Annotated in this window: 23 protein-coding genes; 17 read left to right on the top strand and 6 right to left on the bottom strand. The window is 63.4% G+C overall.

The window, feature by feature from the left end; genetic code table 11:
• Positions 1 to 978 (top strand): alanine dehydrogenase (gene ald / locus Q0687_RS34360; protein WP_298887001.1); only part of this gene is annotated, 978 nt, incomplete at its 5' end.
• Positions 979 to 984: 6 nt separating this feature from the next.
• Here ald and Q0687_RS34365 read toward each other — a convergent pair.
• On the bottom strand, positions 985 to 2895 hold the full coding sequence (locus tag Q0687_RS34365) for an NAD(P)-binding domain-containing protein (protein WP_298887004.1): 1911 nt from the start codon (positions 2893 to 2895) through the stop codon (positions 985 to 987).
• Positions 2896 to 3152: 257 nt separating this feature from the next.
• On the opposite strand from Q0687_RS34365, the gene Q0687_RS34370 reads away from it, so the two are divergent.
• Both Q0687_RS34370 and Q0687_RS34375 read left to right on the top strand, forming a co-directional pair.
• Positions 3153 to 3371, top strand: a complete 219-nt coding sequence (locus Q0687_RS34370) for a hypothetical protein (protein WP_298887006.1) — start codon at positions 3153 to 3155, stop codon at positions 3369 to 3371.
• Positions 3372 to 3501: 130 nt separating this feature from the next.
• On the top strand, positions 3502 to 4560 hold the full coding sequence (locus tag Q0687_RS34375; RefSeq protein ID WP_298887009.1) for a putative sulfate exporter family transporter: 1059 nt from the start codon (positions 3502 to 3504) through the stop codon (positions 4558 to 4560).
• Between the two features lie 135 nt (positions 4561 to 4695).
• On the opposite strand, the gene Q0687_RS34380 is transcribed toward Q0687_RS34375, so the two are convergent.
• From Q0687_RS34380 to Q0687_RS34400, 5 genes are all read right to left on the bottom strand, one after another.
• Positions 4696 to 5568, bottom strand: coding sequence for an ABC transporter ATP-binding protein (locus Q0687_RS34380; RefSeq protein ID WP_298887012.1), 873 nt, complete (start codon positions 5566 to 5568; stop codon positions 4696 to 4698).
• On the bottom strand, positions 5565 to 6476 hold the full coding sequence (locus Q0687_RS34385; RefSeq protein ID WP_298887015.1) for an ABC transporter permease: 912 nt from the start codon (positions 6474 to 6476) through the stop codon (positions 5565 to 5567). The genes Q0687_RS34380 and Q0687_RS34385 overlap by 4 nt, the downstream gene beginning before the upstream one ends.
• Entirely contained in the window at positions 6473 to 7894 is a 1422-nt protein-coding gene (locus Q0687_RS34390) for an ABC transporter substrate-binding protein (RefSeq protein ID WP_298887018.1), read from the bottom strand. Before Q0687_RS34390 ends, Q0687_RS34385 begins: the two co-directional genes overlap by 4 nt.
• 180 nt (positions 7895 to 8074) lie before the next feature.
• Positions 8075 to 8848 carry a Crp/Fnr family transcriptional regulator gene (locus tag Q0687_RS34395; RefSeq protein ID WP_298887022.1) on the bottom strand — a complete coding sequence of 258 codons (774 nt, stop codon included), beginning with the start codon at positions 8846 to 8848 and terminating at the stop codon, positions 8075 to 8077.
• A 73-nt stretch (positions 8849 to 8921) separates the two neighbouring features.
• On the bottom strand, positions 8922 to 9218 hold the full coding sequence (locus Q0687_RS34400) for a gamma-butyrobetaine hydroxylase-like domain-containing protein (protein ID WP_298887446.1): 297 nt from the start codon (positions 9216 to 9218) through the stop codon (positions 8922 to 8924).
• A gap of 214 nt (positions 9219 to 9432) precedes the next feature.
• On the opposite strand from Q0687_RS34400, the gene Q0687_RS34405 reads away from it, so the two are divergent.
• The 14 genes from Q0687_RS34405 to chvE all read left to right on the top strand — a co-directional run bounded on the left by Q0687_RS34405 (position 9433) and on the right by chvE (position 24291).
• The gene (locus Q0687_RS34405) at positions 9433 to 10206 is read left to right on the top strand and encodes a ferredoxin--NADP reductase (protein WP_298887025.1); all 774 of its coding nucleotides are present in this window, start codon (positions 9433 to 9435) and stop codon (positions 10204 to 10206) included.
• 103 nt (positions 10207 to 10309) lie between these two features.
• Positions 10310 to 12052, top strand: coding sequence for a fumarate reductase/succinate dehydrogenase flavoprotein subunit (locus tag Q0687_RS34410; RefSeq protein WP_298887028.1), 1743 nt, complete (start codon positions 10310 to 10312; stop codon positions 12050 to 12052).
• Between the two features lie 31 nt (positions 12053 to 12083).
• Positions 12084 to 12317 carry a ferredoxin family protein gene (locus tag Q0687_RS34415; protein WP_008141081.1) on the top strand — a complete coding sequence of 78 codons (234 nt, stop codon included), beginning with the start codon at positions 12084 to 12086 and terminating at the stop codon, positions 12315 to 12317.
• Positions 12318 to 12319: 2 nt separating this feature from the next.
• Entirely contained in the window at positions 12320 to 13297 is a 978-nt protein-coding gene (locus Q0687_RS34420; RefSeq protein ID WP_298887098.1) for a HEAT repeat domain-containing protein, read from the top strand.
• Positions 13298 to 13432: 135 nt separating this feature from the next.
• Positions 13433 to 14605: a fumarylacetoacetate hydrolase family protein gene (locus Q0687_RS34425; protein WP_298887101.1), complete on the top strand. Its 1173-nt coding sequence runs from the start codon at positions 13433 to 13435 to the stop codon at positions 14603 to 14605.
• A 301-nt stretch (positions 14606 to 14906) separates the two neighbouring features.
• The gene (ytfQ, locus tag Q0687_RS34430) at positions 14907 to 15872 is read left to right on the top strand and encodes a galactofuranose ABC transporter, galactofuranose-binding protein YtfQ (RefSeq protein WP_298887104.1); all 966 of its coding nucleotides are present in this window, start codon (positions 14907 to 14909) and stop codon (positions 15870 to 15872) included.
• A 116-nt stretch (positions 15873 to 15988) separates the two neighbouring features.
• A complete protein-coding gene (locus tag Q0687_RS34435; RefSeq protein ID WP_298887107.1) occupies positions 15989 to 17530 on the top strand; it encodes a sugar ABC transporter ATP-binding protein in 1542 nt (513 codons plus the stop codon).
• A complete protein-coding gene (locus tag Q0687_RS34440; RefSeq protein WP_298887110.1) occupies positions 17527 to 18519 on the top strand; it encodes an ABC transporter permease in 993 nt (330 codons plus the stop codon). Before Q0687_RS34435 ends, Q0687_RS34440 begins: the two co-directional genes overlap by 4 nt.
• Complete coding sequence (yjfF, locus tag Q0687_RS34445; protein ID WP_298887113.1) at positions 18516 to 19496, top strand: galactofuranose ABC transporter, permease protein YjfF; 981 nt, start codon at positions 18516 to 18518, stop codon at positions 19494 to 19496. Before Q0687_RS34440 ends, yjfF begins: the two co-directional genes overlap by 4 nt.
• Positions 19493 to 20260, top strand: coding sequence for a FadR/GntR family transcriptional regulator (locus tag Q0687_RS34450; RefSeq protein WP_298887116.1), 768 nt, complete (start codon positions 19493 to 19495; stop codon positions 20258 to 20260). Before yjfF ends, Q0687_RS34450 begins: the two co-directional genes overlap by 4 nt.
• A complete protein-coding gene (locus Q0687_RS34455; protein WP_298887120.1) occupies positions 20257 to 21183 on the top strand; it encodes a Gfo/Idh/MocA family oxidoreductase in 927 nt (308 codons plus the stop codon). The genes Q0687_RS34450 and Q0687_RS34455 overlap by 4 nt, the downstream gene beginning before the upstream one ends.
• A gap of 2 nt (positions 21184 to 21185) precedes the next feature.
• On the top strand, positions 21186 to 22262 hold the full coding sequence (locus tag Q0687_RS34460; protein WP_298887123.1) for an aldose epimerase family protein: 1077 nt from the start codon (positions 21186 to 21188) through the stop codon (positions 22260 to 22262).
• Positions 22262 to 23140: an SMP-30/gluconolactonase/LRE family protein gene (locus Q0687_RS34465; protein ID WP_298887451.1), complete on the top strand. Its 879-nt coding sequence runs from the start codon at positions 22262 to 22264 to the stop codon at positions 23138 to 23140. Before Q0687_RS34460 ends, Q0687_RS34465 begins: the two co-directional genes overlap by 1 nt.
• A 74-nt stretch (positions 23141 to 23214) precedes the next feature.
• Positions 23215 to 24291 (top strand): multiple monosaccharide ABC transporter substrate-binding protein, encoded by a 1077-nt coding sequence (gene chvE, locus Q0687_RS34470; protein ID WP_298887126.1) that lies wholly within the window; start codon positions 23215 to 23217, stop codon positions 24289 to 24291.
• Positions 24292 to 24298: the final 7 nt, after the last annotated feature.

The following is a 24298-nucleotide window of genomic DNA, read 5'->3' on the forward strand; positions in this document are numbered from 1 at the left end:
GATGAGGTATACCAGCGGGCAGGGGCCTCCATTGCAGCGAGCGCAAGCGACATTTTCGGCAAGTCCGAGATGATCGTGAAGGTGAAGGAGCCGCAGAAGGGTGAATGGGCTCAGCTCCGCGAAGGACAGATCCTGTTCACTTATCTTCATCTTGCGCCGGATCCGGAACAAGCCAAGGGCTTGCTCGCCTCCGGCTGCACTGCGATCGCCTATGAAACGGTCACCGACGCGGCCGGCCACCTCCCCCTGCTCGCGCCGATGAGCGAAGTCGCCGGCCGCCTCGCGATCGAGGCCGCCGGCGCCGCGCTCAAGCGGTCGGCTGGCGGTCGTGGCCTGCTGCTCGGCGGCGTGCCGGGCGTGCAGCCGGCGCGGGTGGTCGTGCTGGGCGGCGGCGTGGTGGGAACGCAGGCGGCGCGGATGGCGGCAGGCCTCGGCGCCGAAGTCACGGTGATCGACCGTTCGATCCCGCGCCTGCGCGAGCTCGATGATCTCTTCACCGGACGTGTGCGCACGCGCGTCTCCACGATCGAGTCCGTCGAGGAGGAAGTGTTCAGCGCCGATGTCGTCATCGGCGCGGTGCTGGTGCCGGGCGCGAGCGCGCCAAAGCTCGTCACGCGCGCGATGCTCAAATCGATGAGGCCGGGCGCGGTGCTGGTCGACGTCGCGATCGACCAGGGCGGCTGTTTCGAGACCTCGCATGCGACGACGCATGCCGAGCCGACCTATGAAGTCGATGGCGTCGTACATTATTGCGTGGCCAACATGCCGGGCGCCGTGCCGGTGACGTCGAGCCAGGCGCTGAACAATGCGACACTGCCGTTCGGCCTGATGCTAGCGAACAAGGGCTTTGCCGCGGTGCTGGAAAACCCTCACTTACGCAACGGGCTGAACGTTCATCGCGGCCGTATCACCAACAAGGCGGTGGCAGAAAGCCTCGGGCTGGAGTTCGCGCCAGTCGGGAGCGGGCTGGCGGCGTAGCCGGACCTACGCCTTCGTGAGCCTGTACTGGCGCATGTCGGGATCGTGCGTCATGCGCCAATAGTCTACGAACCGCCACGGCATTGCCGAGAAGACGCGGCCGCTTGCGTTGCGATAGTAGGTGCTCATGCCCGGATGGGTCCAGATCATTGCCTCGTGTTCGGCATCGACCTTGCGGACGTAATCGTCGAGCACCTCCCGGCGGACATCGATGGCGGCGAAGTCGTTCTCGATCATATCGACGAGACAGGCCGAGATGTAGCGGCTCTGGCATTCCGACTGGAAGATAACGCTGCCACCATGCGCGGGACCAGAGTTCGGGCCGAGCATGCAGAAGAAGTTGGGAAAATCAGGCACGGTGAGGCCGAGGAACGCGGTCGGATTGTCGTGGGCCCAAGCCTCGCGCAAAGCCTTGCCATTGCGGCCGCTGATGTTGAGGCGCGCGGCCATCTCGGTGACCTTGAAGCCTGTGGCGACCACGATGATATCGGCGGGGCGGTGTGTCCCGTCGGCGGTGACGATGCCGGTTTCATCGAAACGATCAATCGCATCGGTGACGAGCTCGACGTTGTCGCGGGTCAACGTCCTGAACCAGTTGTTGTCGAGCAGGATGCGCTTGCCGTAGGGCGGGTAGGTCGGCACGCATTTTGCGATCAGGTCGGGCCGCTCCTTCAACTCTGACAGGATGAAGTCGGTGAGCTCCTGGCGATGCCGGTCGTTGCCTTTGTTGACAGCGCGTTCCGGATGCGGCCAGGCCGGATCCTTGCGCAGGAACGGCAGCAGGCCGTCGCCATAGCGCCAGAACATGTTGAAGCGATACCACTGCACATAGAACGGCAGATGCGCGAGCAGCCAGCGCGCGCCTTCGCTGATCGGATCGGCATAGCCCTTCACCGGCCGTGCCCATTGCGCGCTGCGCTGATAGACCGTGACGGAGGCGACGCGTCCGGCAATCGTCGGCACCAGCTGCATCGACGTCGCGCCGGTACCGATCACGGCGACATTCTTGTCATCAAGCTTGATGTCATCGTGCCACAGCGCCGAGTGCAGGATTGTGCCTTTGAAATTCTCTTCGCCCCTGAAATGCGCGCGTGAGGGATCGTTGAGCTGGCCGATTGCTGAGACCAGCGCAGTGGATTCGAAGGTTTCTTCGCCGCTCGTCGTCTTCAGCGTCGAGATCCAACGCCGCTTGTCTTCATCCCACCGCGAAGCGGTCAGCTCGGTGTTGACGCGCAGATGCTTGCGGATGCCGTATTCGTCGGCAACTTTCAGGAGATAGCCGAGCAGTTCCTCGCGCTGGCAGAAGTAGCGCGTCCAGGCGTTACCCGAGCCGAACGAATACGAATAGGAGTGGTTCGGCGTATCGACGCCGCAGCCGGGATAGCGGTTGATCCACCAGGTGCCGCCGAGCTCGGCGTTCTTTTCGACGATAGTGTAGGGGATGCCGAGATGGCCAAGCGCCACGCCGAGTGCGATGGCGCAGACACCGGCGCCGACGATCAGCACACGCTGCTCGGCAAGTTTCGCGTCGGAGGGACGTTTGGTCCAGCGCGCCTCGCGCGACACGAATCCCATTTCCTCGCGCATCAGCGGCGCATATTCCGGTGCGACGTTCTCGCCGAGGCAGGCCCGCATCATCCTTAAGAGCAGCTCTTCGCCGGGATCATTGATCACCGGCTTCGGTGCGCCCTTGGCAAAGAGCTTGACCACGGCGGCGCGGATCTCCTCCTGGACCTCACGGGGCACGCCGGCCTCGGGATCGGGAATCAGGCGGATGTCGCGTTTGGGCAAATAGGGCGGCTCGAGCCAGCGTTCGTCGCCGGTCATGTGCACCAGCACCATGAGGAGGCCGCGGATATCGGCTTCCGCGATTGCCGAGGCGAGGTCGAGGGGCTTGCGGGGAGATTCGATATTCATTGTCTTCTTCTGATCTCCGGCGATCCGGCAACGGACCTTTCGGGTGAGGGCACGGTAATCAACACGGATGAGGTCGTCCATGAGGCCGGAGCCGGTGGCACTCCGGTGCCCAAATAGGACAAAAGAAGAAAACTATTGCCGCGGGACCATCAGGCGGAAGGAGTTTCCCCTCGGGAGGGCAAAAACGCCAATCGCTTCCATTGCCGTTTGGGCCCGAAACGACGACATTCCTGTCAGGATTTGATGGATTGACGGCCATGGAACGCACTGGATTTGAGCCCTTTGGCGAGCAGCTGGTGTCCGCAACGGACGCGCAGCCGCAGTCGCGTGCCTCTAAGCTGCTGCTGCGGGCTGGCACCGGCGTGTTCTGGGTGCTGGTGGCGGGCATCGTGTTCGCCCGCGCGGCCTTCTTCGAGCCGGGCGTCTATGACACCTTCAGCCACGTGGCGTCGCTGGCCAAGAACCTGTTGTTCTAAGCCCGACCTGCTCTTCCGAGCCTGATTATTCCGGGCTGAGGATAGATTTTGCCTCGGCCCTGATATGTCGAAAACTTATTCCCCAACCGGATCGCCGTGCGTATAAATCATTCTCCTCTGGGAGAGATTTGTGTCGCAGAATCAAGCATCCAGCCCGACCGACGCCAAGCCGACCACGACCGCTAACCGCATCGTCGGGCTGATTCCCGGCATCCTCCTGTGCATCGCCGTCGCCGGAGTCTCGGCCCTGCTGGAGCGGGCCGAACTTGGCGTGTTCGAGCATCCCTATGTCGAGGCGCTGGTGATGGCGATCCTGCTGGGGATGGCCCTGCGCAGCTTCTGGAAGCCGGCGCCTCGCTGGCAGGCCGGTATCGCCTTCAGCGCCAAGCAGCTCCTGGAAGTTGCCGTCATGCTGCTCGGTGCCTCCATCAGCTTTGCCGCCATCGCGGCCTCGGGCATCGCACTGCTGGCCTCGATTGCGGCCGTGGTCGTGATCGCACTCTGCGTTTCTTTCGCCCTCAGCCGCCTGCTTGGCCTGTCAACCCGGCTGTCGATCCTGATCGCTTGCGGCAATTCCATCTGCGGCAATTCCGCGATCGCTGCGGTCGCGCCGATCATCGGCGCCAACAGCGACGAGATCGCGTCCTCGATCTCCTTCACCGCCATCCTCGGCGTGATGATGGTGTTGGGCCTGCCGCTGCTGATTCCGCTGTTACAGCTCACCGCCACGCAATACGGCATCCTTGCGGGGCTAACGGTCTATGCCGTGCCGCAGGTGCTGGCGGCAACGGTTCCGGCGGGGCTGATCTCCACGCAGATCGGCACACTGGTCAAGCTGATGCGTGTCCTGATGCTAGGTCCCGTGGTCGTCGGCCTCTCGCTGGTCGCCTCGCGCTGGCAGGCCGACGCCAAGAAGACCAATGTCAGCTTCTTCCGCCTGGTCCCCTGGTTCATCCTCGGCTTCCTCGCGCTGGCGACGCTGCGCTCCCTCGAGATCGTGCCAGGCACAGTGGTCGCGCCGGTGACGAAGATCACCACATTTCTCACCGTGGTCTCGATGGCGGCGCTGGGCTTGGGTGTCGACGTCCGGGTACTAGCGAATGTCGGGGGACGTGTGACGGCGGCGGTGACGCTGTCGCTGATGCTGCTGCTCGGCATCAGCATCGCACTGGTGCACTGGTTCAAGTGATCAAGGAAGAACTGCCGTAGGATGGGCAAAGGCGCACTTGCGCTGTGTCCACCATTTTCGAACGATCGTGATAATGGTGGGCACGCTTCGCTTTGCCTACCCTACAAGACCGCCATCCCCGCTAGCGGAAGTAGATCAAATCACATCCGCCAGCGAATGCCCGTGCAGCTCGATGTTGAGCCCCTGCATGCCCATGTCGTTGATCTCGCCGCCCATCGCCTTCAGACTCTCCTCGCGGATCAGCGACATCAGCCCGCGGCGCAGCGCCAGGAATTCCGATGACATCATCATCGATTGCTGCCGCGGCCGCTCCAGCGGGATAGGGATTTCTGCCTTGATGGAGCCGGGGCGTGCGGTCATGCAATAGACGCGGTCGGACAGGAAGATCGCTTCATCGATGTCGTGGGTGACGAACAGCACGGAGATCTTCAGCCGCTGCCACATGTTGGTGAGAATCTGCTGCATGATGACGCGCGTCTGCGCGTCGAGCGCCCCGAAGGGCTCATCCAACAGCAACACCTTCGGTCCCGTGGCGAGCGCGCGCACAATGCCGACGCGCTGCTTCATGCCGCCGGACAGCTTTTCCGGATAATGCTTCTCGAAGGCCTCGAGTCCGGCGAGCCCAAGCAGCGTCCGTGCCGCACGCTCGCGCTGCGAGCGCGCCATGCCCCGCATCTTCAGGCCGAACTCGACATTCTCTCGCACCGTCTTCCAAGGAAACAGTGAATATTGCTGGAACACCATGCCGCGCTCGGCGCTGGGGCCGTTCACGCGCTCGCCATCGACGGTGACGATTCCCGTGGTGGGTTTGAGGAAGCCGGCGACCGCATTCAGCAGCGTCGACTTTCCGCAGCCGGAGGGCCCGACGATGGACACGAACTCGCCGGGCTTCACATGGATCTGCGTATCGGTGACGGCCTGAACGGGGCCCTCGATGCTGTCATAGCTGAGGGAAAAATTCCTGACCTCGATATGGCCCTGCGGTGGCCTGGTCTGGATCTCGTTCATTTCAGCCTCCACGGCATCACCAATTGCCCCGCGCCTCTGATCAGCAAGCTCGATCCCAGTCCAAGCACGCCGATCGCGATCATGCCGAGCGCGATGTCGGCATATTGGACCAGCGAATAGGCCTCCCAGGTGAAATAGCCGATGCCGTATTGCCCCGAGATCATCTCGGCCGCGATCAGCGACACCCATGCCACGCCCATGCCGACGGTGAGGCCGGTAAAGATGTGCGGTAGCGACGCCGGAAAATACACCTCGCGGAAGATCGAGCGCTCGCGCGCGCCGAGGCATTGCGCGGCACGCACCAGTACCGGATCGACCAGCGACATGCCGTGCAGCGTGTTGAGGAGGATCGGGAAGAACGCGCCGATGAAGGTGATGAAGACGATGCTTTGCTCGTTGGTCGGCCACAGCATGATTGCCATCGGCACCCAGGCGATGGCGGGGATCGGCCGCAACACCTCAGCGACCGGAAAGACGATCTCATGGACAAGCCTGAAGCGGCCCATGATCAGGCCGAGCGGCACGCCGACGATCGCCGCCAGCGAGAAGCCGATGAAGATGCGCCGGCAGCTCAACACGACGTGGAGCAGGAATTTGGGATCGTGCATCGCCTTGGTGAAGCTCGCATAGACTGCGACCGGCGAGGGCACGTTGGTGAAACGCACGAAGAACACGACGCGGTAGGTCGTGAGCAGGTGCCAGACCAGCAGGAAGGCAAGCAGCGAGATGATGCCGATCGCGATCGCGCGCAACCGGCTTTGGTTCAGCCGGTACCAGCGCAGCGCGAGCGTGCCGATGGAGGGCGGTGTCGCGGACGGAGTGGTGGCGGGCACGGGGCCCGCCTCTGAGATTGCCGTTGTCGCTGACATGCTGTCCTCGGAATGTCTGAGGATGGCCGGACTGCTCACGTCTTGCCTCCGCTGACCGACGCCTTCACCGCATCGTCAAAGCCGAGCACCTTGCCGCTGATCTTGGCGGCATAGGCTTCGGCGTCCTTCTTCAGCAGGAACGGTGCGACATCGCCATTGCCGACCGCGAAGAAGGCCTGGTCGGCGAACAGCTTGATGCCGCGCGTGGTGTCGAAGACATAGGCAACGTTGATCTTTTTGCCCTTGGCCTTGAAGTCGGCGTAGGCGCCGAGCGTGCAAGCCGCAGACGAGAATGGCACGATGCCCGCCTCGTCGACCCAGACCTCGCCGGCCTTGCGCGGATCGGCGATAGGCTTCTTGCAGAAAACGTCTTCGCCGGAGATTTCGTAGTTCTTGGTGCTTACGAGCTGCGCATCATAGTCGAGCTTCATCTCGGCATAGGCCTTGCGGATGTAGCTGTCATCGACCCATTTCTTCGGATCGAACTCCTTCATGCGGCCGAGATTCTGCAGCACCTTCACGTCGGTCGCGGCGGCATCGATCAGCGCCGGCTTGATCGTGGGGTCGGTGGTCATGTTGCCGCCGGGGCCGAGGAAGATGTAGACGACTTCCTTGTTGATGCCGGTCCACTCCTGGATCTTCTCAGCGGCAAGCTTTGGGTCGTCGCGCAGCCACTGGTTGGCGGCGATCAGCGCCTTCATGTAGGCGACGACGACCTCGGGATATTTTTCCGCGAAATCGGTGCGGACCACGATGCCATGCCAGGTCGGCAGATTGGTCTCGACGCCGTCGAAGATCTTTCGCGCAAAACCGCGGAACGGCAAGAGCTCGGCGAAGGGGACGAAGTCGGCATGCGCGTCGATCTTCTTCTCCTGGAGGTTGGTCGAGCCGACCTCCGGGCTTTGGCTGACGAGCTGGAAAAAGTCTGCGGAATAGCCGCGGTCCTGCATCGCCTTCAGCACCATGCCGTGCGCGGCGGAGCCGAAGGGCACGCTGACGAGCTTGCCCTTGAGATCGGCAAGCTCGTAATAGGGCGAGTCCTTATGCACGACGATACCGTTGCCGGAGCCGGACAGGCTGTAGGCGGCGACGCCGATCAGACGGCTCTTGCTTTCGGGATTGCTGTCGAAAGTGAAGCCGTTCACGATCAGCGGATAGTCGCCCATCATGCCGATCTGCAGCTTGTTCGCCATCATCGCATTGGTGACGGGCGGACCGGACGTGAAATTCTGCCACTCCAGCTCGAACTTGATGTTGGCGTATTTGCCATCCTTCGGCAGGTATTTTTCGAGGAGATGGAGCTGCCGGATGACGACGCCGGCGGTCACCGTGTTGGTGGTGGTGTCCTGCGTTCCGATGCCGAGCGTGACGGTTTCCGCCGAGACCGGCTGCGCGGTTAGAAGCGCCAGCGACGTCACCGACATCGCGATCGAGAGCGTGGGAAGATGGCGGACCATTCTCATCCTCATCAGGTTGGATGTGCTGTGGTTGCCATGATTGGGTGAGGGCGTGGACAGGGCAAATCCGGAATGAGTGCGGTAGTCGATTAGTTGCCGGGAAAAGCTGATTGCATACTCCTTGGGCAGTCCTGCACTATAAAGCCGCTTGCCTGTGCATCGGCCCTGGTCGCCGCCTTTTCAGTCGGAGGCCTGGCCGCGCATTTCCTCCAGCACGTCGGTCCGGCAGACCACGATCTGCGAGCGCTTGGTCAGGACGATTCCCTTCTCCTGCATCCGCTTCAGGCTGATCGTGACCCATTGTCTGGTAGCGCCGACCATGTGGGCGATGTCGGCATGGGTGAAGGCTGCCGCAATCACTCGGCCATCGGCGTCCTCGACGCCGTAGAGGTCGACGAGATGCAGAAGCAGATGCGCAAGGCGCTGCGTGATCGAGCGCGTTCCCAGCATCTGCGCCAGCGCCGAATAGCATTTGCCTTTGAAGGTGAGCCCCTCAATCAAACCAATCGCAAGGCTCGGGATCTCTGCGGCGAGGGACCGCAGTTCCTTGCCGGGCAGGTGCACGACGCTGCAATTGCTGGATGCGACGCCGGACCATTGATGCACTGTGCCCTCGAACACCTCAGGTCCGCCGACGAAGTTGCCGACATGCCAATAGGCGAGCGTGATCTCGCGCCCGAGTGGTGAGGTGTAGAACACGCGGATGCGGCCGCTCTCGATCAGCCAGATGCCGTCATGCTTGCCGCCTTGGCTGAACAGCGTCTGGCCGCGATTGAGCACCTTTCGTCGGCCCTGCTTCAGCACCAGATCCCGTTCTCGTGGGCTGAGCTTGTCCATCAGCGGCGGCGGGCCGCCTATCCATTGCTGATTCTCGGTCAGCAGCAGCGAGGAACTACCCGCAGGCCGGACTGCCGGGGGAACAGTCCCGCGCACTGCACTCGCCGCTTGTAACATTGTCTGCCTCCGGAACGTTTCAAATCGTTCGAAAGAGGAGCAATGTCCGTGCCAGATGGGAGCAAACGGGCGCTTACCGCCCGGCCAGGCTCAGCAAATAGGGTTTTGGGTAAATCCCCCTGTTGTGCCCGTCCGAAAACGAGATGTTCAGCCCATAGCCGAGATCGCCGATCTCGGTAATGGCGATACCCGTAAAACGTGCAGGGAAGCGGTCATCGAAGCGGGCGCGAGTGCAATGGGCGCATTTGCAGGACAGGCGGAGTTTTTCGGCGGGAACGCCGAAAGCATCACCCTCCGCGGTGCGGACGAGGAGCGTCGCAAGATCGGCGCTAGCTTCGTAGTCGGCCACGGTTGGGGCTACCAGGGTCATGGTCATGACGGACCTCCTGATATTCTCTATGTCGGTGTTGGCGCGCGCGGATAGCAACTAATTGCCGGCGCGCGCGTGCTCGCACGGGCTTGTTGCCTGCTGTTCGATCGCCACTCGCGAAATGTGAAACTAATCGACTGGGAATTTCACTTACGAATTGCCGGACTCCGCTCTCTCCGAAACCTTGTGCGCCATCGATGGCCAAGGAGAGACCATGAGCGCATTTCAAAAGGAAACGGTTTTGTCGGTCAGGCACTGGACCGATAGCCTGTTCAGCTTCACCGCGACGCGTGATCCCGGCTTCCGTTTCCAGAACGGTCAGTTCGCGATGATCGGCCTCGAGGTCAACGGCAAGCCGTTGATGCGCGCCTACAGCATGGCCAGCGCCAATCACGAGGAAGCGCTCGAATTCTTCTCGATCAAGGTGAAGGACGGACCGCTGACCTCGCGGCTGCAGAAGATCCGGGAAGGCGACATCATCCTGGTCGGCCGCAAGGCGACGGGTACGCTGATCACCGGCAATCTCATTCCCGGCAAGCGCCTGCTGCTGCTCTCGACCGGCACGGGCCTTGCGCCGTTCGCGAGCCTGATCAAGGACCCTGACGTCTACGAGAACTACGAGACCATCGTGCTCGCCCATGGCTGCCGCCAGGTCTCCGAACTGTCATATGGTGAACATCTCGTCGAAGGTCTGCGCGAGCACGAATTCTTCGGGCCGCTGATCCGCGACAAGCTGGTCTATTACCCGACGGTGACCCGCGAGCCGTTCCGCAATCGCGGTCGCATCACCGACCTGATCGCCTCCAACCAGCTGTTCGACGATATCGGGCAATCCGGCCTCGATATCGAGACGGATCGCATCATGCTGTGCGGGAGCCCTGGCATGCTCGATGAGCTGCACGCGATGTTCTCCGCTCGTGGCTTTGCCGAGGGCAATCACAGCCGGCCCGGCCATTTCGTCATCGAAAAGGCTTTCGTCGAGCGCTGAGGCGCAAATCGCGTCCCGGCGACAACTAATTGCTATCGCCGGGCAGTCACCTGAACAAATCTGATGCAAAGGCGCCGGACACGCGGCGAACCAGGAGCAAGAGATGGCACTAGATCAGATCGTCGACGGACTTTCGGAGGTTTCCTGCGACGTGCTCGTCATCGGCGGCGGCACGGCCGGCCCGATGGCGGCGCTGAAGGCGAAGCTGAAGAACCCGAAGGCGAACGTCGTCCTGCTCGAGAAGGCCAACGTCAAGCGCTCAGGCGCGATCTCGATGGGCATGGATGGGTTGAACAACGCCGTCATTCCCGGCTACGCGACGCCGGAGCAGTACACCAAGGAAATCACCATCGCCAATGACGGCATCGTCGACCAGAAGGCGGTCTATAAATACGCGCAGAACTGCTACAAGATCATCGAAGAGCTCGACAGCTTCGGCATCCGCTTCCTGAAGAACGAGAACGGCGACTACGCCGTCAAGAAGGTGCACCACATCGGCACCTACGTGCTGCCGATGCCGAACGGCGAGACCGTGAAGAAGGCGCTGTACCGCCAGCTCCGCCGCGCTCGCATCCTGATCTCCAACCGCTACATGGCGACGCGGCTGCTGAAATCGTCCGACGGCCGCATCGCCGGCGCGATCTCCGTCAACACCCGCACCGCCGAGATCCTGGTGATCAAGGCCAAGGCCGTGATCCTCTGCATGGGCGCCGCCGGCCGACTTGGTCTGCCGACCTCCGGCTACATGTTCGGCACCTACGAGAACGCCGCCAATTCCGGTGACGGCTATTCCATGGCCTATCACGCCGGCGCGGCGCTCGCGAACCTCGAATGCTACCAGATCAACCCGCTGATCAAGGACTACAACGGTCCGGCCTGCGCCTACGTCGCCGGTCCCTTCGGCGCGTTTACAGCGAACAACGAAGGCTCACGCTTCATCGAATGCGACTACTGGTCCGGCCAGATGATGCTGGAGTTCTACAATGAGCTCCTGTCAGGCAAAGGTCCCGTGTTCCTCCAGCTCAAGCACCTCCATCCGGACACCATCTCGGAGATCGAGTCCACGCTGCACAAGGTCGAGCGGCCGACGCGCGGCCTGTTCCAGCAGGGACGCGGGGTCGATTACCGTAACGACTCGATCGAGATGCACATTTCGGAGATCGGCTTTTGCTCCGGCCACAGCGCCTCCGGCGTGTTCGTTGACGATAATGCCCGCACCACCGTGCCGGGGCTCTACGCCGCCGGCGACATGGCAAGCGTGCCGCACAATTACATGCTCGGCGCCTTCACCAACGGAGCGGTTGCCGGCACCGACGCGATGGAGTTCGCCGACAGCCACGACTTCGCAGAATTCGATGCGGCCGATGTCGCAAAGGAGCGCGATCGCGTGATGGCGCCGACCAGGCGCGAGGACGGCATTCCGCCGAACCAGGTCGAATACAAGACTCGCCGCCTCGTCAACGACTATCTCCAGCCGCCGAAGGTGACGCGCAAATACGAGCTCGGCATGCGCCGCCTCGCCGAGACGCGCCAGGACATGCAGGAGCACATGATTGCGCGCAACGCGCACGAGCTGCTGCGCGCGCTCGAAGTACAGTCGATCATGGACTGTGCGGACATGGCGGTGCACGCCTCGCTCTATCGGGAGGAGAGCCGCTGGGGTCTCTACCACTGGCGCACGGACTTCCCGGAGAAGGACAACGAGAACTGGTTCTGCCACACGCTGCTGAGCAAGCAGAACGGCAAGATGACCAGCGAGAAGCGCGCCGTCGAACCTTACGTCGTTCCGATCGCCGACGACGAGAAGGACCTCTACGACAAGCAGCGCATCCGCGCCACCGCCTGATCCGCCGCAACAGAACAACAGGAGACATCACATGCCTCTCGCGTCCTATCAGACATCGGTTCCGGTGGTCGTCGACGACGCCAAATGCATCGCCGACAAGGGCTGCACCGTCTGCGTCGACGTCTGCCCGCTCGACGTGCTGCGCATCAGCGACATGACCGGCAAGGCCTACATGGCCTATGACGAATGCTGGTACTGCATGCCCTGCGAAGCCGATTGCCCGACCGGTGCCGTCACCGTCAACATTCCGTATCTGTTGAGGTGACAATGTCGAGCCCCTTCGAATCCTACGACGATCTGGAAGACGCCGACGAGCGGCTCCAGGCCGCAGATCCTGCCGAACGCCGCGTTGCCATCATCGCGCTCGGGCATTCCGGCGATCCCGCCGCCGTGGCGCATCTCGCCAACATGGTGGCCGATCCCGACGCCGGCGTGCGTCAGCAGGTGGCGATGGCGCTTGGCGAGTTCGACGGGCCGGAGGCGGCGAGCGCGCTGGTGAAGCTGCTGGTCGATCCGGAAAGGATCGTCGCGGCCGCCGCCGCCGACAGCATGGCAGAGTTCAAGGATCCCGCCTGCGCCGATGTGATCCTGCCGCTCGTCAAGCATGGCCACGCTTTCGTCCGCATAGGCGCGCTGCGTGCGCTCAAGGAATTGCGTCGCAAGGATACGCTCAAGCCGGCACTCGAAGCGCTGCAGGACTCCGATGCTGCCGTACGCGTGCAGGCGATCGGTGTGATCGGATTCCTCAAGCTGGAAGAATCGATTCCTGCATTGACTGCGCTGATCAACGATCCCGATGCGCATGTCCGGCGTGCCGCCGTGAGCGCGCTGGCGTTCTCGCAGATGAAGCCGGCGGCAGAGACGATCACGCGCGCGCTGAGAGACACGGACTGGATGGTGCGCGAGATGGCCGCGGAGACGCTCGGACTCAATGTCAACGGATCCATCGCCGCCGACCAGCTCGTTGGCGCGCTCGGCGACGAATTCTGGCAGGTGCGGTTGAAGGCGATCCGCAGCCTGGGCAGGATGAAGATCGAGCGCGCCGTGCGTCCAATCGGCAATTGCGTCAATCATGACCAGGCGAATTTGCGGAAAGAGGCGGCCGCTGCGCTTGGCGAGATCGCGCATCCCGACGGTGAGGCCTTCTTGGCCGTCATCGCCGACGATGCGGATCCTGATGTCCGCAAGAACGCACGCTGGGCGCTGCAGCAGATCGCGGCCCGCAAGGCGCGCGCAGGCGCATAAGGAGGCGTGGGCAGGGGCATTGCAGCAGGGCATCCTGCCGCTCTGGACTTCCCCTGCCAGACGTTTATTGGTCTTCGCCAATGGGATCGCTGCCTGTGAAAGCGGCCGATCCGAAAAACAGCGAGGACGCCGGCCATGACGAATTTGACGGTTAAAGACCTTCTCCCCGAGGATGGAACGAAGGGAACGCTGGTCGGCCGTGTCTGGCTGCCGCAGGCGAACGGTCCGGCCGTGGTCGCGGTGCGCGCAGACGGCGTCTTCGACGTCACCGCGAAATTCCCGACCGTCAGCGCCCTCTGCGAGGAGGATAATCCGGTCAAGGCGCTCGGCGCGACCAAGGGCGAGCGCATTGGCGATCTCGGAGCCATCGTCGCCAACACGGCGCCTGATGGGCGCGATCCGAAGAAGCCCTGGCTGCTCGCGCCCGTCGACCTCCAGACGCTCAAGGCCGCAGGTGTCACCTTCGCGATCTCGATGCTGGAACGCGTGATCGAGGAGCGCGCCAAGGGCAATCCAGCCTCGGCCGAAGCAATCCGGAAAGAGGTGACGCGGCTGATCGGCGACGATCTCTCGAAGCTCAAGCCGGGCTCCGACCAGGCCATGCACTTGAAACAGGTGCTGATCGATCAGAACGCCTGGAGCCAATATCTCGAGGTCGGCATCGGCCCCGATGCCGAAGTCTTCACCAAGGCGCCGACCATGTCCTCGGTCGGGACCGGCATGGATGCCGGTCTGCATCCGAAGTCGACCTGGAACAATCCCGAGCCGGAGCTGGTGCTGTTCGTCTCCAGCCGCGGCAAGATCGTTGGCGGCGCGCTCGGTAACGACGTGAACCTGCGCGACTTCGAGGGCCGCTCGGCGCTGCTGCTGTCGAAGGCCAAGGACAACAATGCGTCCTGTTCGATCGGTCCGTTGCTGCGCCTGTTCGACGACACGTTTACGCTCGATGATGCACGCAAGCTGGACATCAGCCTGAACGTGACGGGGACGGACGGCTTTGTCCTCGACGGCCATTCATCGATCAGCAAGATCAGCCGTGACCCCACTGATCTCGTCGCGCAAACCATCGGCAAGGTGCATCAATATCCCGATGGTTTCGTGCTGTTCCTCGGCACGATGTTCGCGCCCGTGAAGGATCGCGACGCCCCGGGGCAGGGTTTTACGCACAAGCGCGATGACATCGTCACCATCGCCGCGCCTCAGCTCGGCAAGCTCGTCAACCGCATGCGGACCAGCGACGAGTGCGAGCCGTGGACCTTCGGTATCGGCGCGCTGATGAAGAACCTCGCGCAGCGGAAGTTGATCTAGCCGCCGGCTCTTTCACCTCTCTTCAGTCATGGCCGGGCTTGTCCCGCCCGCGCCGCCGAAGCCGCTTCGGCGAGGTTGCGTCGCGCGCTCAACCAAAAGCAATTTTAGATTGTAGATAAACTAAAAATCTCTCTTCGCGAGCGGTTTCTGCGCATCCACGTCATTCGTCCGAATAGTCAAATAATATGACTATACGGACGCAAGCTTCCGTGAAATAGTCCCTCTCGCCGTCCTGAAGGCCGGCCTGAGGGTGTCATAATACCGTGGACGCCCCTGATAACACTTGGGAGACACACGCCTCATGACCTTCAAAGCCCTCTTTGCGGCCAGCGCCACGGCCGCGTTGTTGCTCGCGCTGCCGGCGAATGCCGCAGAGCTCACCGTCGGCTTCTCGCAGATCGGATCTGAATCCGGCTGGCGCGCGGCCGAGACCTCGGTCTCCAAGCAGGAGGCCACCAAGCGCAAGGTCAATCTCAAGATCGCCGACGCGCAGCAGAAGCAGGAGAACCAGATCAAGGCGATCCGGTCCTTCATCGCGCAGAACGTCGATGCGATCTTCCTCGCCCCCGTCGTCTCGACCGGCTGGGACGCGGTGCTGAAGGAAGCCAAGGAAGCCAAGATTCCGGTCGTGCTGCTCGACCGCGACATCGATCCCTCGGGCAAAGACCTCTATCTCACCGCCGTCACCTCGGACAGCGTCCACGAAGGCGAGGTCGCCGGCGACTGGCTGGCCAAGACTGTCGGGGAAAAGGCCTGCAACATTGTCGAATTGCAGGGCACGGTCGGCGCCAGCGTCGCTGCCAACCGCAAGAAAGGCTTCGACACCGCCATCGCCAAGCACGCCAACCTGAAGATTGTGCGCAGCCAGACCGGTGACTTCACCCGCGCCAAGGGCAAGGAAGTCATGGAGAGCTTCATCAAGGCCGAAGGCGGCGGCAAGAACATCTGCGCGGTCTACGCTCACAACGACGACATGATGGTCGGCGCGATCCAGGCCATGAAGGAAGCCGGCCTCAAGCCGGGCAAGGACATCCTCACGGTCTCGATCGACGCGGTTCCTGACATCTTCAAGGCGATGGTTGCCGGTGAGGCCAATGCCACGGTCGAGCTGACGCCGAACATGGCTGGTCCGGCCTTCGACGCCGTTGCGGCCTTCAAGGAGAAGGGCACCGTTCCGCCGAAGTGGATCCAGACCGAGTCCAGGCTGCTCACGGCCACCGACAATCCGCAGAATGAATACGACAGCAAGAAGGGCCTCGGTTACTGAGGCGGGCTTCTCGCCGGACCACGCCTTGTGGTCCGGCACCCCCTTCGCAATCGTTGCGCGAACGAATAGGCTGGGTATCCGCAGCATAAGCGGGCGCCGGTGGGAGTGACGTCGTTATGGAGAACAGCCTTGATCCTGCTCCGCCCCTCCTGGAGGTGCGCGGGATCAGCAAGAGCTTTGGTGCGGTGCGCGCGTTGCAGGAGGTCGACTTCACGCTTCGCGCCGGCGAGATCCATGCGCTGCTCGGTGAGAACGGCGCCGGCAAATCCACGCTCATCAAGGTCGTCACCGGCGTGTTCCCGCGCGATGCCGGAGTTGTCAGGCTGGGCGGCGACGAGGTCGCGCCGCGTTCGGCCAAGGCGGCGCTCGATGCCGGCATTGCCACCGTCTACCAGGAAGTCAATCTGCTGCCGAACCTGTCGGTGGCACAAAACCTGTTTCTCGACCGCCAGCCGATGCGCTTCGGCATCGTGCGCGAAGGCGAGATGCGCCGCCGTGCCAAAGCGTTGCTGACCGGGTTCGGTCTCGACATCGATGTCGCCGCGCCGCTCGGCAATTATTCAGTCGCCATCCAGCATGTCACCGCGATCGCGCGCGCCGTCGATCTTTCCGCACGCGTGCTGATTCTGGATGAGCCGACCGCGAGCCTCGATCGTCACGAGGTCGAGATCCTCTTCGGCATCATGCGCCAGCTTGCCAAGCGCGGCATCGGCATTGTCTTCGTCAGCCATTTCCTCGATCAGGTCTACGAGATCTCCGATCGGATCACGGTGCTGCGCAACGGACGCCTGGTCGGCGAGCGCGAGACGGCCTCGCTGCAGCGGCTCGAGCTGATCCGGATGATGCTGGGGCGCGAGCTCGCCGAGACCACCAGCGCGCGGGCGGCGGCAAGCGACCGTCCGCCGCGCGAGGTCTGTGCGAGTTTCGAGAATTACGGCAAGGCCGGCTATGTCGCGCCATTCAATCTCGAGCTGCGCCATGGCGAGGTCGTCGGCCTCGCCGGTCTGCTCGGCTCGGGCCGCACCGAGACGGCGCGGCTGGTGTTCGGCGCCGAGCGCTCCGATGACGGACAGGCAAGGGTGGAGGGTGCCCCCGTGCGACTGCAGTCGCCGCGCGACGGCGTACGCCACGGCTTTGGCTATTGCCCGGAGGAGCGCAAGACCGACGGCATCGTCGCCGAACTCACCGTGCGGGAGAACATCGTGCTCGCGCTGCAAGCCAAGCGCGGACTGCATCGGCCGCTGTCGCGCCGCGAGCAGGACGAGATCGCAAAACGCTACGTCAAGATGCTCGACATCCGTCCGCCCGATCCCGAGCGGCCCGTCGGCCTGCTCTCCGGCGGCAATCAGCAAAAGGCGCTGCTGGCGCGCTGGCTCGCGACGTCGCCCCGGCTCCTCGTGCTGGATGAACCTACGCGCGGCATCGACGTCGGCGCCCATGCCGAGATCATCCGACTGATCCGCGAGCTCTGCGACGACGGGCTCGCGCTGCTCGTGATCTCCTCCGAGCTCGACGAGATCGTGACCTATTCCGATCGCGTGATCGTGCTGCGCGATCGCGCTCATGTCGAGGAGCTTGCGGGCGAGACTATCGACGTCACCAATATTCTCGCGGCCATCGCCGCCGACGGCGCAGCGATGCAAGAGGCTCGGGCATGACAATGCTGTTGCCGCGCCGCGGCCTTGCCCAGATCCTTGCGCTGATCGTCATCCTCGCGGCCGACCGCGTGGTGTCGCCGCAATTCTTCGACCTGCGCCTTCAGGACGGCCGCCTGTTCGGCAGCCTGATCGACGTGCTCAATCGCGGTACGCCGGTGGCGTTGCTCTCCCTCGGCATGGTGCTTGTGATCGCAACGCGCGGCATCGATCTATCTGTCGGCGCGGTGATGGCAATCTGCGGCGCGATCGCCGCGAGTCTCGCCGACACTCACAGTCTGCCGGTCGTGCTGGCGGCCGCGCTCGGCGCCGGCCTCGTCTGCGGATTGTGGAATGGTTTCCTTGTCGCCGTGCTCGGCATGCAGCCGATCGTGGCGACGCTGATCCTGATGGTGGCAGGGCGCGGCATTGCCCAGCTCATCACCGAGGGGCGCATCGTGACCTTTACCTCGCCGGACCTGGTCTGGCTCGGCACCGGCGCCATTCTCGGCGTCCCCGTCCCGATTGTGATTGCGCTCGGCATGCTGATCCTCACTGGCGCGGTGGTCCGCGGCTCGGCACTCGGACTGCTGATCGAGGCGACGGGCGGCAATGCACGGGCGAGCGAGCTTGCCGGCGTCGGTACCCGCGCGATGATTTTGGCGGTCTATGTCTGGTGCGGCGTCTGTGCCGCGCTTGCCGGCGTGATCGCCGCGGCCGACATCATGGGGGCAGATGCGAATAATGCCGGCCTCTGGCTCGAGCTCGATGCGATCCTTGCGGTCGTGATCGGCGGCACCTCGCTGTTCGGCGGCCGCTTCAGCCTCGTTCTGGCCGTGTTGGGTGCGCTGATCATCCAGACCATGAACACCGGCATCTTGCTGTCCGGCTATCCGCCGGAATTCAATTTGCTGGTCAAGGCCGTGGTGGTGCTCGCGGTGCTGCTGCTGCAATCGCCAAAACTGTCCGGCTTTGCCGGCATCATGGCGCGGCTGCGGAGGGCGAAACCATGAAAGGCCTACCGCCCGTCCTGATCACGGCCATCGTGCTCGTCGTGGGCTTCGCGCTCTGCGCGGTGCAGTTTCCCAACATTGCCTCCACCCGCGTCGTCGGCAATCTCCTCACCGACAATGCCTTCCTCGGCATAGTCGCGACCGGGATGACCTTCGTCATTATCTCAGGCGGGATCGATCTCTCGGTCGGCTCCGTGATCGGCTTCACCACTGTGTTCGTTGCGCTGGCGATCGAACGCTGGGGCATGCCGCCGCTGGTCGCCTTCGTCGCCATCCTCGTGCTCTCGGCGGCCTTCGGTGCGGCGATGGGCGCGGTCATCCACGTTTTCGACCTGCCGCCCTTCATCGTGACGCTGGCCGGCATGTTCCTGGCACGCGGTGCGAGCTTCCTGCTCTCGACGGAATCGGTGCCGATCACCGCACCTGTTTATTCGACGGTGTCCGACTTTGCGTTGCGGATGCCCGGGGGCGGGCGGCTGAGCGCGATTGCGATCATCATGCTCGTGATTTTGATCGGCGGCATCCTGTTGCTGCGTCTCACCCGGTTCGGTGCCAATGTCTATGCACTCGGGGGCGGCCGGGCGACCGCGAGCCTGATGGGCGTTGCGGTCGGCAGGATGACGATCAAGATCTACATGCTATCGAGCCTGCTCGCAGGGACTGCCGGCATCGTATTCTCGTTCTACACCAGCGCCGGCTATTCGCTTTCCGCTGTCGGTGTCGAGCTCGACAGCATCGCTGCCGTGGTAATCGGCGGCACGCTGCTCACGGGCGGTCAGGGCTCGGTGATCGGCACGTTCCTCGGTGTGCTGATCCAGGGCATGATCCAGACCTACATCAATTTCGACGGCACGCTGTCGAGCTGGTGGACCAAGATCGCGACCGGCATTCTGCTGTTCGCCTTCATCGCACTTCAACAGGGCTTGGTCGCGCTGGCGCGCCGGCCGGCGGCAAAGCGCGCGGGAGCAATCTCATGACCTCGCGCATCGTCGTCATCCCGACGCGACGGGCCCATTCCAACCACGCGGAAGTATCCCGCTCGATCGGCGTCGACATCATCGCCGGACGGTATGCCGAAGGGGTGCGGCTTCCGGGCGATGCCGAGCTGACGGCGATGTTCGGCGTGTCGCGGCCGGTGTTGCGCGAGAGCGTGAAGACGCTGGTCGCCAAGGGGCTGCTCACCACCAAGGCACGGGTTGGCACCGTCGTGCGCGGGCGCGCCGCCTGGAACATGTTCGATGCCGATGTGCTCGCTTGGCATCTCGACGCCGGCATCGACAGGCGCTTTCTCAACGATCTCGCCGAGATACGTCTTGCGGTCGAGCCGCGCGCGGCGGCGCTCGCGGCCAGGCGCCGTTCGGAGGAGGACATCGCCGAGCTTCAGCGCAGCATGGACCGCATGCGGCAGGAGACCTCCGAATCCGTTGGCTTCGCCGAAGCCGACCTGGCTTTGCACCTTGCGGTGGCGCGCGCGTCCGGCAATCCGTTCATGCGCTCCATCGGTCACGTGATCGAGGCTGCCTTGCGTACGGCCTTCATGCTCAGTGCGCCTGCCGGGTCGGAAGATCGCGAAATTGCCCTGCTCTGGCACCAGAAGATCGCGGATTCGATCGCAGCCGGTGATGCAGACGCGGCGGCGGAAGCCATGGCCTTCGTCATTCATAACGGCATGCGCCGGCATAAGGGGATGGCGGCCGAGACGGCGCCGGCGGCGCCCGCAGAATCTGGAGAACATCCGTGACAGCTCTTCGTATTGCCATCGTCGGCTTCGGCAAGATCGCGCGCGACCAGCATGTCGGCGCGATCGCCGCGACGCAGGGCGCCGTGCTTGCCGCCGTCGCCAGTCGTAATGCGTCGCTGCCGGGCCTGCCGCATTTTGCGACGATCGAGGAACTTCTGGAGAAAGGCCCGGAGATCGATGCAGTGTCGCTCTGCACACCGCCGCAGGTGCGCCGCGCCCAGGCGGCCGCTGCGCTCGCCGCCGGCAAGCATGTCATGCTGGAGAAGCCGCCCGGCATCGGCGTTGCCGAACTCGATCCGTTGATCGCAATGGCGGCCGACGCAAAGCGGACCCTGTTTGCGACCTGGCATTCGCGTCACGCCCCGGCGGTCGAGCCGGCCCGCGAATGGCTGGCGAGGTGCCGGATCAAGTCCGTTCGCATCATCTGGAAGGAAGACGTTCGCGTCTGGCATCCCGGCCAGACCTGGATCTGGGAGCCAGGCGGGCTCGGCGTGTTCGATCCCGGCATCAACGCGCTCTCGATCCTGACCCGCATCCTGCCAAAGCCGGTGTTCGTCACCGCGGCCGAGCTTGCCTTTCCGGCCAATTGCCAGTCGCCGATTGCCGCCAACCTGACGCTGACTGACATCAGCGGCCTGCCTATCACGGCCGAGTTCGACTTTCGTCAGACCGGACCGCAGAGCTGGGATATCGTCGCCGAAACCGATCAGGGCGAGATGACCTTGTCCCGTGGTGGAAGGATCATGGCGGTCGACGGCAAGGTTGTTGCCGACGCGCCCGATGAGGAATATCGAGAACTCTACCGTCACTTCGTCAAGCTCGCGGCATCAGGCGCGAGCGATGTCGATCTGGCACCGCTTCGCCTCGTCGCCGACTCTTTCCTGCTCGGCAAGCGTAGTATCGTCGAACCGTTTGTGGACTAGACATGGCTGCTGCGAAAATAGCCAAGGACGTGTTTGGAACACTGCCGGATGGACGCAGTGTCGAGCGTATCGTGCTGCGCGGGGAGGGCGGGTTTGAGGTCCGCATCATCACCCATGGCGCCGTGATCCAGGCGCTGTTCGCGCCGGATGCCAGAGGCGGCACCGACGACGTCGTGCTCGGCCATGACAGCTTTGCCGGCTATCTCGCCGAACGGAAGTTCTTCGGCGCCACCGTCGGCCGCTACGCCAACCGCATCGCCAACGGCCGGTTTTCGCTGGACGGCGAGACCTTCCAGCTTGCCGTCAACAACGGCCCCAACGCGCTGCATGGCGGCCTCGACGGGTTCGACCGCAAGCTCTGGGGCATTGCCGAGATCGACGACGGCGCCAGCCCTGCGGTCACGCTGACCTATACGAGCCCGCATGGCGAGGAGAATTACCCCGGCAAGCTCGATGTGCGCCTGACCTATCGCGTCACAGGCCCGACCGAACTGTCGCTGACCATGGAGGCACGGACCGACCGGTCGACCATCGTGAACCTCACGAACCACAGCTTCTTCAATCTGGAAGGTGCGACTTCGGGCGCGTCCACCCTCGATCACAGGCTGACGGTCAAGGCCGACCACTTCCTCGCTATCGACCCCTCCGCCATTCCGCTGCCGGGGCCGCCGCGCAGCGTATCCGACACGCCGTTCGACTTCCGCGAGGCTCACGCCGTCGGCGCGCGTATCCGCGAGGGCGATCTGCAATTGCGCAACGGCAGGGGCTACGACCACACCTATTGCCTCGCGCGCGACGGCAAGCTCGCGCTTGCGGCCCGGCTGGAAGCCCCGCTTTCGGGACGGATCATGGAGCTGTTCACCAACCAGCCCGGCCTGCAAGTCTATTCCGGCAACTATCTCGACGGCACGATCTCGGGCAAGGGCGGCAAGCTGATCCGGCAATCGGACGCGTTGTGTCTGGAACCGCATATGTGGCCCGACTCGCCGAACCGGCCGGATTTTCCGAGCCCGCGCCTCGATCCCGGCGGCGTCTATAGACATCACACCGTTTATCGCTTCGCAGCGAGAGCGCCATGATGGAAGAGGTGCCGACGACCGTTCTCTCCACGGAGCACTGTCATCTCGGTGAAGGCCCGACCTATGACGTGGCCACCGACACCGCATGGTGGTTCGACATTCGCGAGGGGAAGCTCTTCGAGGCGCATCTCGGCAGCGGCGCGATCCGAATCCATGCACTGGGCCGGATGGCGAGTGCGCTCGGGCGGATCGATGCCGAGCGTCAGCTCGTTGTCGCGGAGGATGGCTGCTACATCCGCACACGCGCCGACGGCGCAATGACATTGTTCTGCCCGCTCGAGGCGGACAATCCCGCGACACGCTCCAATGATTGCCGGGTGCATCAATCCGGCACGTTCTGGATCGGGACGATGGGACGCAAGGCCGAGCGAGGTCTGGGAGCGATCTACGCACTCCACCGCGGCAAGATATCGACGCTGTTTCCGGGCATCAGCATCCCGAACTCGATCTGTTTCTCGCCGGACGGCGCTACGGGATACTTCACGGACACCGCGCGGGGCGTGCTCTATGCTGTGCCGCTCAATCCCGACACGGGCCTGCCGCGTGGCGAGCCGGAAGTGCTGCTGCGCCACACCGGTGTCGGCGGGCTCGACGGCTCGGTGTGCGATGCCGACGGGCAGATCTGGAACGCCTGCTGGGGCGCCAGCCGGGTCGATGTCTATTCTCCGCAAGGCGAGCGCCTGCGCTCGCTGCATGTGCCGGCCAAGCAGGCGAGTTGCCCTGCTTTCGTCGGTCCTGATCTATCGCGCCTGCTCGTCACTTCGGCCTGGCAGGACATGGATGCAGAGGCGCGCGCCGGCGACCCACAGGCCGGCTGCACTTTTGTGTTACAAGCCTCCGTGCGCGGTCGCGCGGAGCCCGACGTCAAGCTCGCATAGGAGACCCGAAACCGACCTTTACCGATGTACTGGACGACACTAACAAACAGTCTGACACCCAAAGGGAGTGAAGTATGTTGAAGTTGAAGACGACATTTCTGGCGATGGCGCTGGCCGGCGCCGCAACTCTGGCCTCAGGCCTCACCGCCTCCGCGCAGGACAAGGCGACCGTCGGCATCGCCATGCCGACGAAATCCTCCGCGCGCTGGATCGCAGACGGCGACAACATGGTGAAGGTGCTGAAGGAGCGCGGCTACAACACCGACCTGCAATACGCCGAGGACGACATTCCGAACCAGCTCTCGCAGGTCGAGAACATGGTGACCAAGGGCGCCAAGGCGCTGGTGATCGCCGCCATCGACGGCACCACGCTCTCGGACGTGCTCAAGCAGGCCAAGGCCAAGGGCATTACGGTCATCGCCTATGACCGCCTGATCCGCGGTACGCCGAACGTCGATTACTACGCGACCTTCGACAACTTCCAAGTCGGCGTGCTCCAGGCGGAATCGATCGTGAAGGGCCTCGGCCTGAAGGACGGCAAGACAGGTCCGTTCAACATCGAACTGTTCGGCGGCTCGCCCGACGACAACAACGCCTTCTTCTTCTACAACGGCGCGATGTCGGTGCTTCAGCCCCTCATCGACAGCAAGAAGCTCGTCGTCCAGTCCGGCCAGATGGGCATGGACAAGGTCGCAACGTTGCGCTGGGACGGCGCCACGGCGCAGGCCCGCATGGACAACCTGCTCAGCGCCTACTACGGCAACAAGAAGGTGAACGCCGTGCTGTCGCCCTATGACGGCCTCTCGATCGGCATCATCTCATCGCTGAAGGGCGTCGGCTACGGCAGCGCCGACCAGCCGATGCCGATCATCTCGGGCCAGGACGCCGAGGTTCCCTCGATCAAGGCGATGCTGCGCGGCGATCAGTATTCGACCATCTTCAAGGACACCCGCGACCTCGCCAAGGTGACCGCCGACATGGTTGACTCCGCGCTCGCCGGCAAGCAGGTCACGGTGAACGACACCAAGACCTACGAGAACGGCGCCAAGACCGTGCCGTCCTATCTGCTGAAGCCGGTCGTGGTGTATAAGGACAATTGGGAGAAGACCCTGATTGACAGCGGCTACTACAAGAAGTCGCAGTTCCAGTAAGACACTC

Source organism: uncultured Bradyrhizobium sp., assembly GCF_936928535.1.
GTDB lineage: Bacteria > Pseudomonadota > Alphaproteobacteria > Rhizobiales > Xanthobacteraceae > Bradyrhizobium.

Bases quoted from the DNA above. Each gene is read 5' to 3' on its own strand.
- Q0687_RS34365 (WP_298887004.1), bottom strand. From the start codon at position 2,895: ATGAATATCGAATCTCCCCGCAAGCCCCTCGACCTCGCCTCGGCAATC.
- Q0687_RS34370 (WP_298887006.1), top strand. From the start codon at position 3,153: ATGGAACGCACTGGATTTGAGCCCTTTGGCGAGCAGCTGGTGTCCGCA.
- Q0687_RS34380 (WP_298887012.1), bottom strand. From the start codon at position 5,568: ATGAACGAGATCCAGACCAGGCCACCGCAGGGCCATATCGAGGTCAGG.
- Q0687_RS34390 (WP_298887018.1), bottom strand. From the start codon at position 7,894: ATGGTCCGCCATCTTCCCACGCTCTCGATCGCGATGTCGGTGACGTCG.
- Q0687_RS34395 (WP_298887022.1), bottom strand. From the start codon at position 8,848: ATGTTACAAGCGGCGAGTGCAGTGCGCGGGACTGTTCCCCCGGCAGTC.
- Q0687_RS34400 (WP_298887446.1), bottom strand. From the start codon at position 9,218: ATGACCCTGGTAGCCCCAACCGTGGCCGACTACGAAGCTAGCGCCGAT.
- Q0687_RS34405 (WP_298887025.1), top strand. From the start codon at position 9,433: ATGAGCGCATTTCAAAAGGAAACGGTTTTGTCGGTCAGGCACTGGACC.
- Q0687_RS34410 (WP_298887028.1), top strand. From the start codon at position 10,310: ATGGCACTAGATCAGATCGTCGACGGACTTTCGGAGGTTTCCTGCGAC.
- Q0687_RS34415 (WP_008141081.1), top strand. From the start codon at position 12,084: ATGCCTCTCGCGTCCTATCAGACATCGGTTCCGGTGGTCGTCGACGAC.
- Q0687_RS34420 (WP_298887098.1), top strand. From the start codon at position 12,320: ATGTCGAGCCCCTTCGAATCCTACGACGATCTGGAAGACGCCGACGAG.
- Q0687_RS34425 (WP_298887101.1), top strand. From the start codon at position 13,433: ATGACGAATTTGACGGTTAAAGACCTTCTCCCCGAGGATGGAACGAAG.
- ytfQ (WP_298887104.1), top strand. From the start codon at position 14,907: ATGACCTTCAAAGCCCTCTTTGCGGCCAGCGCCACGGCCGCGTTGTTG.
- Q0687_RS34435 (WP_298887107.1), top strand. From the start codon at position 15,989: ATGGAGAACAGCCTTGATCCTGCTCCGCCCCTCCTGGAGGTGCGCGGG.
- Q0687_RS34440 (WP_298887110.1), top strand. From the start codon at position 17,527: ATGACAATGCTGTTGCCGCGCCGCGGCCTTGCCCAGATCCTTGCGCTG.
- yjfF (WP_298887113.1), top strand. From the start codon at position 18,516: ATGAAAGGCCTACCGCCCGTCCTGATCACGGCCATCGTGCTCGTCGTG.
- Q0687_RS34450 (WP_298887116.1), top strand. From the start codon at position 19,493: ATGACCTCGCGCATCGTCGTCATCCCGACGCGACGGGCCCATTCCAAC.
- Q0687_RS34460 (WP_298887123.1), top strand. From the start codon at position 21,186: ATGGCTGCTGCGAAAATAGCCAAGGACGTGTTTGGAACACTGCCGGAT.
- Q0687_RS34465 (WP_298887451.1), top strand. From the start codon at position 22,262: ATGGAAGAGGTGCCGACGACCGTTCTCTCCACGGAGCACTGTCATCTC.
- chvE (WP_298887126.1), top strand. From the start codon at position 23,215: ATGTTGAAGTTGAAGACGACATTTCTGGCGATGGCGCTGGCCGGCGCC.